This is a genomic window from Segatella copri, assembly GCF_024330485.1.
GTDB classification, from domain to species: domain Bacteria; phylum Bacteroidota; class Bacteroidia; order Bacteroidales; family Bacteroidaceae; genus Prevotella; species Prevotella copri_L.
In genome coordinates this window covers 43,683-56,917 of sequence record NZ_JANDWX010000023.1, presented here as the reverse complement: position 1 = coordinate 56,917, position 13,235 = coordinate 43,683, and the positions used below count along the sequence as shown (strand labels likewise).

Genomic DNA, 13,235 nt, shown 5'->3' with positions numbered 1-13,235 from the left:
ATTGCAAAATACAGAAACGAGCAGAAGTCCGCTCGTTTCCATATTGTTACCTATATAATATAGGCAAACGCCCAACTTCTTGATTTTCAATCAAAGTCCAATTTAGAGCGAGTTAGATTGTTTAACAGGTTTCAGATTGAGAGCGTGCTGAAAATCGCGCCTTATCACACGCTGAAATTTGGTGGTATCGGGAAATTGGCGTATCTTTGCACTGTCGTTCGAAGAAAGGCTGCACTCGACAAAGCTTAAGCAAGCTTAGCTCTGTTCTCGTTTGCACTTTCTTTGCATCGTGATTCAAGAAAGGCTTGTGCACCCCGCCAAGTCAACATTCAACATTCAACATTCAACACTAAAAAATTTAAGATTATGGAAGTAAAAGGAACATTGAAATATCGTAAAGTACAGCGCACACCTCAGACTGGTGAAAACGCAGGTAAGAAGAAGTGGTATGCTACTTCGGTAACCGACCGCGAAGTGGACTTCGAGGGATTCGTATCGCATATCTCCGACCACGGCTCGCCTTACTCACGAGGTACCATCCACGGTGTGCTGATGGATGCACTCGACCATCTGCAGGAGCTGATCCTCGACGGCAAGAGCGTGCGTCTCTCTGACCTCGGATTGTTCTCTATCGGTATGAGCTCCAAGGCGGAGGATACCAAGGAGAAGGTGACGGCTGCCAGCGTAGAGGGCGTGCACCTGATTGTGAGAAACACGAAGAGCTGGAGCAATACTGAGCTGCGCAAGAAGTGCAAGATTCAGGAGTACGGCGGCTATATCGGCACCGACGAGGAGGGCACTACAGGCGGTGGTACTACCGGTGGCGGCACTGAACAGGGCGGCGGCTCTGACACCAGCCAGGGCGGCAGCGGTACAACCGGCGGCGGAACCCAAGAAGGCGGCGGAGGCGGTTCTCAGGATAGCGGCGATGGGCTTGAATAAAGCCCTCGCCTGAGGGCCGCCCCGCAGGAGCGCCTAACGGGGGTGCGTCTCTCCCTAACACCTAGCGGAAGCCAGCGCATCCCCCACCAAGTCAACATTCAACACTCAACATTCAACATTTAAAAAGTCAACACTCAACATTCAACATTAAAAAAGTCAACATTAAAATAAAGATTATGAAAGCAAATACTTGGAAAACGATTTTGCAGATTGCTATCTCCGTCCTTACAGCCATCGCTACTACGCTCGGAGTTACCAGCTGTAGCGTGTAAAAAAAAAGATGTTTTTTAAATTTTGATTCGACATAGCAAAGCCCCCGGTGCATCACGCATCGGGGGCTTTTTTTTAACCCTTTAACCAGTCGGCTACCCATGTACGGCGTTTCGCCGTATATGGTATGCTAACTAGTTAATAGTCAATACTTTGTAAATAAATATTTTCAATAATTAAAATTTTTCTATCTCTTTACAACCCCTCTTATCACGAACCAGGCATGAACTGCAAGGGTGGGAAGAAGGCCGTAATGGGTGCGCATCACCTGGAAACGCTCCTTCAGGGAGGCTTTGTGGTTCTGCGTGGTCATGCCGCCATCCAGAAAATGGGTGAGAACGGCATGGACGTTGCGCAACGGGAGCTTGCGGCGAGATGACTCCCGCATGATGCGGATGCACCAGTCTACATCTGCCGAATAACGGTAGTGCAGATCGTAATGAATCTCACGGGCTATGTCTGTGCGGGCATAGAATGACTGGTGACATACCAGCATGCCCCAGATGAACGAACGCCACGTGAGCTTCTTGGGTGGAGCTAGACGGCGATGACGCAGGAAATGGCCCATCTCGTCCACGATATCGGTATCGCCGTAAAGTACGCCGGGCAGTACTTCGCCTTCGCCTACACAGCCTTCTACGTACTCCAGCGTATCGGCTGTAGGAAAGGTGTCGCCGGCATTCATGAACACCAGGTAATCGCCCGTAGCACGGTCGATACTCTTGTTCATGGCATCATAAAGTCCCTTGTCGGGCTCTGATATCACCACGATTTCGTGCGAGCTCTCGCCTACTGCATTGCGATGCTGATATGCCTTCACCAGCTGGAGGGTGCGGTCGCGGGAACCGCCATCCATGATGAGGTGCTCGATGTTGCAGTAGGTCTGGCGCTGCACGCTGTCGAGGGTACGCTGCAACTCCTTCTCGGCATTGTACGTACAGGTTACGACGGTGAACTTAATCATAACTTATAGTTTTTGTAGGCCATCGCCTCGTTATAAACTTCAATATATTTCAATGCTACTGCATGCTGCGAATAGTTCTGTGCTACCTTCTGCAGACATGCCTGCTTCAGCGCCGCCCTGTCGGCCTCTTCGAGTACCCAGTGGATACCGCTCGCCAGGTCTTCGGTATCACGGTAGTTGGCCACGTAGCCGTTCTGCTGATGGTCTATCATCTCCGGTATTCCTCCTACCCTGAAACCGATGCTCGGCACGCCGCACGCCATCGACTCCATGATGGTGTTAGGGAGGTTATCTTCGAGCGATGGCAGCACAAAGGCATCGGCAGAATTGTAGATTGCCACAATCTGCTTCTCATCGCTGACATAGCCGAGCGAATAGGACGGCAGAGTGAGGTTCACTTCCTCGGAATGGCCGCCCAGGATGGCGATGGCGGTATTCTCCTTCATCTCGGGATAGCGCGCTACCAGCCGGTCGATGGCTTCGATGAAATAACGCATGCCCTTGCGCTCGTCGGTTACGCGCTGGGATACGAAGAGGATGATATGCTTGTCGGCTGGCAGACCGGCACGCAGACGCGCCTCTGCCTGATCCTGAGGACAGAACACGTGGGTATCTATCGGATTCGGGATGTTGGTGATGCGCTGGCCTACGAAGAGACCGCTACCCTTTGCCTGCCGTTCGAGCCAACGGCTACAGGTGACGAAGGAGATGGCGCCGCGATGGTAGAGTTCCTTCTTGCGGCGGAATATCTTTGCTGAGAGGTCGTTCTTGCTGCCTTTATTGGGGAGAAGCGGACAGTTGCCGCAGGCGGAGGCATAGCGGTTGCAGCCACGGGCATAATGGCAGATGCCGGTAGCTGGCCAGAGATCGTGCATGGTCCATACCACCGGTTTGCCGCTGCGGATTATCTTGCGGATGTTCTTGAGTGAGAGCATGCCCTGGTTGATCCAGGAGAGATGGATGACATCTGCCTCCTGAAACTCGCGGAGCCTGGTGATATCGGTACCCGATGTTGCCACGTCTACCTCCCAGAGGCGCTGACGGGAGAAATGGAGATGCCAGAACACGCACCAGCGCTCCCACAGGAAGTTCCACTGCAACCTGAGCGAACGGGGCAGACTGACCACGGTGATGTCTTCAGTCTCCTTGTCGCGTACCAACATCTTTGCCTTAACGCCATTGTTGTTAAGGGCATCCATCAGGCGGTTGGCTGCTACTGCCGCTCCGCCTGTCTTTTCACTTGTATTTACTATGAGTACTCTCATCTGCGTATATTTTTGATACCGCAAAAAGCTGCGTATATTGATTGATACTGCAAAGATAGCACAAATCGGAGACAAAACAAAATAAAAAGGCATGTTTTTTTCGAGGAAATCGGAAAAGAGGAAACGGAAGGGGGAGAAAGGGGCATAAAAAAAACATGCCACAACTCTCAACGAGCTGTGGCATGCAATATGTTTAACTTAAAAAATCTAATCAAAATAGTCTCACGACCGTCTCAATTATCGGTTAAACAATCTACCTTAAAACCTAATAACTAAAAACCTAAATCTATTACTACTAACCTAAACAATCTATTAACCTTTTGACGCTGCAAAATTACTACTATTTCGGCTATCCACCAAATATTTAGCCAAGAAAGTGTGACGTTTTTACATTTTTTTGATATATATCAAGCAAAAATGAACAAAAGAAACGGAAATTAACAACTTTCTGACACTTTTCCTACATTTTGCAGAATATAAAGCTTTTGCCCTTTCAGGGCGCCTTGCTGATTGCTATTATACCCAGGGCGATGCCCTGGGAGGGCACTGAAAAAGTCCCTTCATGGGTTATGTTAGTTTAACATTCGATCTTTGAAATAGTGTACCCAAAAGTTGCATATGTGCAATATTTTTTGTATCTTTGTAGAAAAATACAAGGATTATGCTAGAGCAACAACAGACCATATCATTCAGTGATTATTCAAGTTTGTATGACTTGATTATCCCAAAAGACAACCTGCTCCGCCAGATTACTGACCTGGTGGACTTTCGTTTCGTATACCAGGAATTGCAGGACAAGTATTGTCATGACAATGGTCGTACAGCAGAGAGTCCTATCCGTATGTTTAAGTATCTTCTTTTAAAGGTAATCTATGACATATCGGATGTTGATGTTGTTGAACGTACTCGCTATGATATGTCGTTCAAGTACTTTTTGGGATTAACTCCTGAGGAGACTAATCTGATTAATCCTAGTTCCTTGACCAAATTCCGTCGACTTCGTCTGAAGAATATGGACCTGTTGGATCTTCTTATCAAGAAGACTGTTTCTATTGCTATAGAAGCAGGTGTCCTCAAGTCTAGAACCATCATTGTTGATGCAACCCATACGCATTCTCGTTCCAACCCTATCAGTGCAGCAAAGAGTTTGGAGTATTATTGCAAGGCCGTAATCAAGGTCGTTAATTCTGTAGATGACAGCATGGAATTGCCTGAGCTTCCAAAAGAAAAGAAGTATTCTTCTATCATGACTGCTGCCAAAACGATAGTTGCAACAGTAGAAGCTGACGCTGCAACTGCCAATATGCCTGCAGTCAAGGAACGTCTTAACATGCTGAAAGAAACCATTTCCGATGCAGAGACCCGAGGCGTAATATCAAAAGATGCAGATGCCCGTACAGGACATAAAACAGCGCATTCTTCATTCTTTGGCTATAAGACGCATATAGCTATGAGCGATGAGAGAATTATCACCGCAGCTACCGTCACCTCCGGCGAGAAGGGTGATGGACAGCAATTGCCAGAATTGATAAAAAAGACAGAGGAAGCAGGAATGGAAGTTGATTCCATAGTAGCAGATAAGGCATATTCCAGCAAGGAGAATCTCAAAATGGCAAAGGAAAACAATATGCGCCTCTCTGCTCGTTTAAGCTCTGTAATTGACGGTAATCGAACAAACAAACTCCCTTTTGAATACAACAAGGATGCAGATCTGTACGTCTGCCCAGCAGGGCATCTGGCGAAATGGAAAGAGATGAATAATCGCAAAAATGACAAGCGTCACAGAAACTCCAGCATTACCTATTATTTTGATGTGGACAAATGCAAGGTCTGTCCATTACGTGAAGGTTGCTACAAGGAAGGAGCCAAGACAAAAACATATGCGATTACCATCAAATCGGATGAACAGTTGGAGCAAATCGAATATCAAAAAACAGAAGAGTTTATAAATCTTCAGAGGAAACGATACAAGATAGAAGCCAAAAACTCCGAACTTAAGAATGTCTTAGGATATGACAGAGCCCTGTCATACGGTTTGTCGTGCATGGAAATGCAGGGAGCTTTGACTATTTTCGCTGCAAATGTGAAGAGAATCATCAAATTGATGCAAAATGCATAAGGGGGAAGTAGATTTCTCTATATATTGCCGAATTAAACGCCAGAAACGCTATAGAAAGCTGTTTGAGACTATATTCCTGTCCAAAAAAGTATTTCACTTTTAAAAGATGAAATGCTTCTTGGACAAGAATTAAAGTTCAAAAACAAGCTATGCAACTTAAAATTGGGTACCTTTTTCAGTGCCCTCCCTGGGCTAGGAGCTTCTGCCCTTTCAGGGCGTGCTGATTGCATGCTGCCCGATTAAGGGCGTGTTGCTTGCATGCTGCTCTTTAAGGGCGTGCTGATTGCGTGCTGCTCTTTAAGGGCGTGCTGCTTGCATGCTGCTCTTTAAAGGCGCCTTGCTTGCGTTCTATCCTTTCTGGATAAGAACGGTGGCATAGGCGGAGATACCCTCCATTCTGCCCGTGAATCCGAGTTTCTCGGTGGTTGTTGCCTTGATGGATATCTGGTCTTCGTCTACCCCCATTACCTCTGCCAGACAGGCTTTCATGGCTGGCACATGCGGGTTGAGTTTAGGGCGTTCGGCACAGACTGTGGCATCGATATTGCCCAGTGTATAGCCCTTGGTAGCTATCAGTTCCATCGTTTTGCGGAGCAGTATCTTAGAATCCACATTCAGTGTCTCTGCTGCCGTATCCGGGAAATGATATCCGATATCACGCATGTTGGCGGCGCCCAGCAGGGCATCGCAAATGGCATGTATCAGCACATCGGCATCGCTGTGACCCAGCAATCCCAGTTCATAATCTATCTTGATTCCTCCCAGCCACAAGTCGCGGTTCTCCACCAGCTTGTGGACATCATATCCAAATCCTACACGTATATTCATCGCTTTAAATTTATATTAGTGTTGAATGTTGAATGTTGAATTTTTGCCTAACGGACTCAAGGGCGCTAGCCTAATTCAACATTCAACATTCAACATTCAACACTATTCATTCAACATTCAACATTCAACATTCAACATTCAACATTCAACACTATTCATTCAACATTCAACATTCAACACTCAACATTACCTTTTAAACAGGTCCTTCAGTCCATCCATATCAAACGACAGGGTGAAGCGGAGGGTCTGGTCGAGCGGGTTACTCTTGGCGGTAGCCACCACATAGGCAGCATCGAGCGAGAAGACATTCATCTTGAAACCGGCACCTACAGTGAAGTACTTGCGGTTACCCTTGCTCTGACTCTCGTGATGATAACCGGCACGGAGCGCAAACTTATCATTATATACATACTCGGCACCCAGACCGTAGTTGATTTCCTCCAGCTCTTCCTTGAAACCGCCAGGGGCATCGCTGAAACTCTTGAAGATACCGCTGATGCCCGAAATATCATCATACTCACGATGCACACGGTCTTCATATTCTGAATTGTCCTCACCCTCTTCCTGCTTCGGAACGGTAGGCACCAGATACTTGTTGGCATCGGCTGCCAGGGTAACGCGATTGTACTCGTCGATAGGAATCATCAGCGAGGCGCCCAGACGCATGTTGGCTGGCAGGAACTCGCCATACTCCTTGCCGCTGAAGGTAATCTTACTACCGATGTTAGAAATATTCAAGCCCAAACCCAACTGGCATTCGCGCTGGCCGATGACCACATAGTTCTGGTAATAGGCGGCAATATCGGCTGCGAAAGCGGAGGCTGGCGAATTGTCTTCGGTATAATCGAAGCGCATATCGGAATAGATCCAGCGGATGGCGGCAGCAAGAGAGAACTTCTCGCTGAGCATCAGAGAATAAGCCACATCGACCGACATCTCGTAAGGATTGATGGTCATACCCGTGCCTGTCTCGGCACCCTCCTTACTGGTGTACACTTCGCCCATATTGAAATAGCGGAGCGATGCCGATACGGCGCTGTAATCGCCAATGCGGTAATAGCCAGAGAGATAGGCAAGATTCATATCATTGACCAGCGAGCGCAGCCAAGGAGTGAAACTGAGCGACACTCCGGCACGCGAAATGGTGAAAGGATATTTTGCCGGGTTCCAGTACTGGGAGTTGACATCAGGGTCGGTAGCCGCACCGACATCTCCCAAACCGCCACCACGGGCATCAGGAGCTATGGTTTGTGAAATGACTGCATAGTTCACAGGATTGAAGAGGTCTTTCTTATCCTGCGCCTTCACTTCTGATGCCATCAGAGCGAGACATCCCAAGATGAATATCTTATAGATTCTTTTCATTGCCATTGTAAATATATTTTTATTTAATAATGATGAGTTTCTTGACTTTAGAGGTGTAGCTGCTGCCATCGCTTGCCACCTTGACGCGATAGAGATATACGCCGGTACCCAGAGGAGTGCCGCTATCGGAGGTGAGGTCCCAGCTGACGGTATAGCTGCCCGAGGTAGGTACACCGCTTTCGGAATGGCGCCAGTGCTGTCTGCCCGATGAATCGAACACTTCTACCACCACGTCCATATCGCTCTCTGTGCGGTCGTGACTGATGATGAAGGTGGTGGAGGTCTTAGCCGGATTGGCGGTTACGCCCACATCGAAGAGTGCCGGACTCAGTGCCTTCACCACATTGAAACGGAGTTTCACCGTAGAACTGTTGTTCTGGATATCCCAGGCACGGAAGGTGAGTTCGTGCTTGCCCGGTTCCAGTTGCGGTATGCTGTAATAGGTAGAACCGCTGGTATAGGTTCCGAAATCGTAGGTGAAATTGCTGTTCAGCACGTAGGTCTTCGACATATCGCCATCTATCACCAGCTGCAGGTCGTGGCCGATACCGCTTCCGGCAGCATTGATTCCGTCCTTATCGGTTATCTTTGCCACAAAGAACGGGGTGGTGTTGACATTGCCGCCATCTACGAAGGAAGGCGAATTGAGATAGCAGTAGATGGAAGGACCGATGGAATCGTTCTTCTGCTCCTCGCTCTCGCCTACCGTAAACTGCTCGCTGGAGCCGTGGGCAGAGAGGGTCTTGGCGGTATTCACCGCATAGAGGTTGACCAGACCGCTCTGGTTGGAATAATTGATATCCAGCGGAACGGCAAAGGAGAAGGCAAACTTGCCGCCTCTTACGCTATCGGTGCCCTGATACAGGGTCTTGGTTCTGTCTTTGTATTCGAAAGCCTTCTCAGCACCATCTTCTTTGCTGGTATTGTTCAGTCGACAGGTAACCGTTTCCTTAGAATCTCTTACGATAGCGGTTATCACGCCCCGGAAGTCGTCTGCTCCCTCGATATGACCTGCCATGCGGGCGATAGAGCCTGCCTTCAGCATCGGCAGGGTTTCAGACTCGGCAACAGGAATGCCATTGATGGAATCTACTACTATCTGATACTTAGGCAGATTGAGCGCAAGCGCCGGGTCGCCCAAGAGGGAATAGTTGAGATGGTTCACCGTGACATCGGAGCCGGGAGTCGGGCCGTTGCCGCTCACCAGATCGTTCTGAGCCAGACGGTGTGCTTCGCCCATCGTAACAGGCTTGCCGTCTACCAGACTGAGCACTCTGTAGATGAAGGCGCGGTTGATATATTTGTTATACAGGGAGGAAACGGTACGGGTGGTGCCATAGAAGGCTACTGCGCCGCCTTTATCGTTGAGCAGCGCATATTCTCCGATGTTGGCCTGGAGTCCGTCGAACGGCATGATATCGCAGGAGGCAGTTACCCAGAGCGGCAGGTTGGTATTGCGGAAATCGGCAAAATCGTTGAGTTTCAGAACCGATTCGTGCGATATCTGGGTAGGATCGCCATGTCCGGCATAATCCATGATGAGGGTTCCCGCAGCCTGCTGCTGCTTGATGATCTTGGTTGCCTCTGGATAGGTATTGCCCGTAGAGGAGGTTTCGCGGGTATAGGCATCCCACATCACCTTCTTGACGAGATAGGCGGGATAGGTGGTGAGCACATCATTTGCCACCTCATCGGCATCCTTCATGTGGAGGTTGCCGTTTCCGTCATCGCCCATAAACATCAGGGTGTTCTGCCAGGCGCCTACATTGGCATTCTGAGCATAACTGATGGTCTTGTCTACCAGCACCTTGGCCTCTTCTGCATAGGTTACCGGGAAGCGGCCTACGGCTACATCCTGCAGTTCACGGCTAGGATACAGTCCGGCTCCCTCGCCGAGCATACCGAACCAGCTGTCGCTGACGAAGCAGGATACGGCGCTGAAGGAGTTTTCACTCTCAAAGCACAGCAGGTAATCGTCAGGATTCAGGATTCTGCAACCGGAGGTAAGCATGCGGTTATCCCATACGCAGTCGCCAAAGAGCAGGAGATATTTCGGCATGTCAGCCTCGCTCTTCGCCTTATCGGAAAGCATGCGCAGGTAGCGGCGGTAGGCGTTGGCATCGGGGGTACCGCTAGAAAATTCGTTATAGAGTTCATCAGCAGGTACAATCGTAACGCGCAGTCCGTCGTGCTGTTCATGAAATTCTTTCAGCCGCTGAGCCTGTTTCAGCAGTTTCTGTGAGGTCGGGATGATGATGACCATATCGGCTGCTCCATCGGCATGATGATCCTGGTTGGTGATGCCGTAGACATACTGGGCAGCCGGAATCTTTCCACCGGCGGTCAGGTTCGCAGCGGTAAAGGCACAGCTTCTAGGCTCTGCCCACGTTACGGAGATATAATCGAGGCGGATGGAAGCACCCGACAAGACCTTGATAGAGATAGTATCCTTATCCTGGAAATCGGAAATGGGATAAGTGGCAACCTTCTCTGTAGCCTTGAGGTAAGCTATATCCTCCGTTGGATTGTCATCTTTGAGAGAAAGGGTGATTTTGCCCAAAGCCTTGCCATTCTTCTGTATCTGAGCCACGCTGTTTGTGACGGTAGTCAGGGCTACGGAGAGTTTGCCTGCCGCAGAACCGGTGGTATTCGTGATTACCACTTTCTTTTCATCTCCCACCTTCAGTTCTTCTGCATCGAAGAGGTTTCTGCCGCCATGATAATAGCTGAAACCATCTGACTCGTAGAGGGAATGGTAATCGTAAGGCTGCGGATAATGGGAAGAGACAAAGGTGGCTGAATCCTGCACCAGTGGCTCTCCATCGGTTTGGGTAATAAAATAGTAGCCGTAATCGGAATAAGGATTACGGATGCGCTGGAGGGCGGTTTCTGACTTCCAGGATACCGGACCCTGGGCATAGAAATAATGCTTGCCGTCTACGATGCACTGGGGAACTTCCTGCAAATCGTCGGTAGCCTGCAGTTCGCTCGCCAGAAGGGCTTCGTTCTGCAGATTGCCGCCATAGCCGTAAATCTTCACCTTGCTGATATCGGAGAAGCCTGCCTGGCGCACTACCTGTTCGGTAAGCTGATGGAAACCAGTTTCGCTGACTCTAATCTTCGCCCATCTGCCTGAGGCTAGGACGGAATGGGAGGCATAGAGGGAAGAGGCTAAGCGCAAAGCATCAGAAGAAGTGAAGGCTGATACTTTGCCCTTAGCCAGTAAAGAACCCCGACTGGAACGCTCGGAGCGCTTCAGAGGACGGGCTTCTACCTGGAGCATGAAGCTGACCAGCAGCTGATGGCGGTTATTGCGGAACACGACAGGACTGAAATCTATCTGGAGTACGCCCTGCTTACGGCATTCGGTAACCCGCTGCTGGGGTAATACCTGCTCAGGAGGAACTGCACCCGACAGGCGGTTGTAATTGGCGATGTCGGAGGCAGTCATATCGATATACTCGCCATATTTCAGGCTGACGGTATATACGGAGTCACGATATGCACCGGTCAAAGGAATGGAATACACGAAACGGGGCAACACGGAATCTACTCTGACTTCAGAAGAGGTCAGATTGAAGAATCGCTGTGCCTGAGCAGGAGCCACCAGCATGAGCAGGCATGCCAGCAGCATGTATTTCCAAACCTTTGTTGTGTTCATATCGATATATTACTTGCAATATTGTTTATTTACAGTGAAAATCGAGCACCTTCCTGTCTTCGAGATAGCCTACGAGATGGTCGTCGATGTTGACAGGACCGCAGCCTGTAGGACATCCGGTATAGAGCAGGTCGCCCGTCTTGAGCGTGAAGTACTGGCTGATATAGGAGATGATTTCATCTACCTTGTAGAGCATATCGCTCGTGCAGCCTTCCTGTACGGTCTTGTCATTGAGGTCGAGGCGGAAGTGCAGTGCCTGGATATCACGGAACTTCTGGATGTCGACCCATTCGCCGATAACCGCAGAACCGTCGAATCCCTTGGCGAGTTCCCAAGGCTGGCCAGCCTCGCGCAGCTTCTTCTGCATCTCGCGTGCCGTAAAGTCGATACCTACGGTTACTGCATCGTAATAGCGGTGGGCGAAACGCTGCGGAATGGTCTTTCCCAACTTGGATATTCTGACCACTACTTCGGTTTCATACTCTATTCTTCCCAGATGATCAGGGATGAAGAAAGGCTTGCCGTTATTGAGCAAAGCAGAATCTGCCTTGGTAAAGATGACAGGACGCTCTGGTTTAGATAACGTACCATGCAGCGATTTATTGTGTTCGGTATAGTTCATACCGATGGCAAATATCTTCATAACATCAAATTTTTATATAAAAAAGAAATGGGAGTTAGAAGCAAAGCGAGGCTTAACTTCATAACTCCCGGTATTCTAATTTAACTATAAGTCAAATTAACGCTTGCTTTTGAGTAATGATTACTCAGCAGCAAGAGTAAAGCGCTGGTAAGCAACGATCTTGAGATCCTTGCTCTGAGAAGCGAGGTACTGAGCAACAGTCTGCTTGTCACCGTCACCGAACTGGAACTCCTGGTCAACGAGGCAGTTCTCCTTGAAGAACTTAGCCAGACGACCATTAGCAATGTTCTGGATCATAGTAGGGTTCAAAGTAGCAGCTTTCTCCTCACCAACAGTCTTCTTGATGTTGCGAGCCTCTTCAGCCTGCTCAGGTGTCAACCAACCCTTCTTGGTGTTGCTCTCGATGTGCTCCTCAGAGTCAACGTGAGCTGGGTTGATGCCAGCCTTCTTCAAAGCAGCGTTAACAGCCTTCTCTACGAGTTCTTCCTTAGTCTTGGCAACAGCAACCTCGAGCTCAGTCTTCTTAGTCTCCTCAGAAACAGAAGACTCGTCGAGAGCTACAGGGCGCATAGCAGCAACCTGCATAGCTACCTTGTGACCAGCCTCCTCGTTGTTCTCGTTGAGCTGAACCATAGTACACAATGTGTGCTTGTTCATGTGGTCGTAAACCTCGATGTTGTCACCCTCGAGAACGCAGTAGCCGTCGAGCTCCATCTTCTCGCCAGTGATACCAGAGCGCTGTGTAACAGCAGCCTGAGCATCAGCATCGCCAACCTTCAAAGTCTTCACCTCGTCGAGAGTGTGAGCCTTGGCAGCGATAGCAGCGTCGAGGATGTCAGATGTCAACTTGATGAAGTCAGCACCGTTAGCTACGAAGTCAGTCTCGCACTTGAGAGCGATGATAGCAGCGAAATCGTTAACCTTCTTAACGAGAACGCAACCGTTAGAAGTCTCACGGTCAGAACGCTTAGCAGCGATAGCGAGACCACGCTCACGGAGCAACTCCTTTGCCTTATCGAAATCACCTTCAGCCTCTGTGAGTGCCTTCTTAACGTCAGCAAGACCAGCACCAGTCATAGCGCGAAGTTTCTTGATATCTTCAATTGAAACAGCCATAATAATATTTTTATATTAAAAAGTTAATAATAATCTTTGCTTAAAAGCTACTAAAGCCATCG

10 protein-coding genes are annotated in these 13,235 nt (G+C 49.0%); 3 read left to right on the top strand and 7 right to left on the bottom strand.

Annotated elements, in window-relative coordinates; all coding sequences use genetic code 11:
- The first annotated feature begins 366 nt into the window (after positions 1-366).
- Positions 367-942, top strand: coding sequence for an HU family DNA-binding protein (locus NNC77_RS12045; RefSeq protein WP_254971113.1), 576 nt, complete (start codon positions 367-369; stop codon positions 940-942).
- A 176-nt stretch (positions 943-1,118) separates the two neighbouring features.
- A complete protein-coding gene (locus NNC77_RS12040; protein WP_233338489.1) occupies positions 1,119-1,214 on the top strand; it encodes a smalltalk protein in 96 nt (31 codons plus the stop codon).
- Between the two features lie 185 nt (positions 1,215-1,399).
- Here NNC77_RS12040 and NNC77_RS12035 read toward each other — a convergent pair whose 3' ends face one another.
- Entirely contained in the window at positions 1,400-2,176 is a 777-nt protein-coding gene (locus NNC77_RS12035; protein ID WP_254971115.1) for a glycosyltransferase family 2 protein, read from the bottom strand.
- Positions 2,173-3,441: a glycosyltransferase family 4 protein gene (locus NNC77_RS12030; RefSeq protein WP_234564083.1), complete on the bottom strand. Its 1,269-nt coding sequence runs from the start codon at positions 3,439-3,441 to the stop codon at positions 2,173-2,175. Before NNC77_RS12030 ends, NNC77_RS12035 begins: the two co-directional genes overlap by 4 nt.
- A gap of 661 nt (positions 3,442-4,102) precedes the next feature.
- Here NNC77_RS12030 and NNC77_RS12025 point away from each other — a divergent pair.
- Entirely contained in the window at positions 4,103-5,560 is a 1,458-nt protein-coding gene (locus NNC77_RS12025) for an IS1182 family transposase (RefSeq protein ID WP_254971117.1), read from the top strand.
- 348 nt (positions 5,561-5,908) lie between these two features.
- Here NNC77_RS12025 and ispF read toward each other — a convergent pair whose 3' ends face one another.
- The 5 genes from ispF to tsf form a co-directional block, all read right to left on the bottom strand.
- Entirely contained in the window at positions 5,909-6,388 is a 480-nt protein-coding gene (ispF, locus tag NNC77_RS12020; RefSeq protein WP_006848000.1) for a 2-C-methyl-D-erythritol 2,4-cyclodiphosphate synthase, read from the bottom strand.
- Positions 6,389-6,574: 186 nt separating this feature from the next.
- Positions 6,575-7,753 carry a type IX secretion system outer membrane channel protein PorV gene (porV, locus tag NNC77_RS12015; protein WP_233338509.1) on the bottom strand — a complete coding sequence of 393 codons (1,179 nt, stop codon included), beginning with the start codon at positions 7,751-7,753 and terminating at the stop codon, positions 6,575-6,577.
- 19 nt (positions 7,754-7,772) lie between these two features.
- Positions 7,773-11,414, bottom strand: a complete 3,642-nt coding sequence (gene porU, locus NNC77_RS12010; RefSeq protein WP_254971118.1) for a type IX secretion system sortase PorU — start codon at positions 11,412-11,414, stop codon at positions 7,773-7,775.
- 25 nt (positions 11,415-11,439) lie between these two features.
- Positions 11,440-12,057 carry a fumarylacetoacetate hydrolase family protein gene (locus tag NNC77_RS12005; protein WP_022120436.1) on the bottom strand — a complete coding sequence of 206 codons (618 nt, stop codon included), beginning with the start codon at positions 12,055-12,057 and terminating at the stop codon, positions 11,440-11,442.
- A gap of 120 nt (positions 12,058-12,177) precedes the next feature.
- Positions 12,178-13,173, bottom strand: coding sequence for a translation elongation factor Ts (gene tsf / locus NNC77_RS12000; RefSeq protein ID WP_006848004.1), 996 nt, complete (start codon positions 13,171-13,173; stop codon positions 12,178-12,180).
- Positions 13,174-13,235 lie beyond the last annotated feature (62 nt).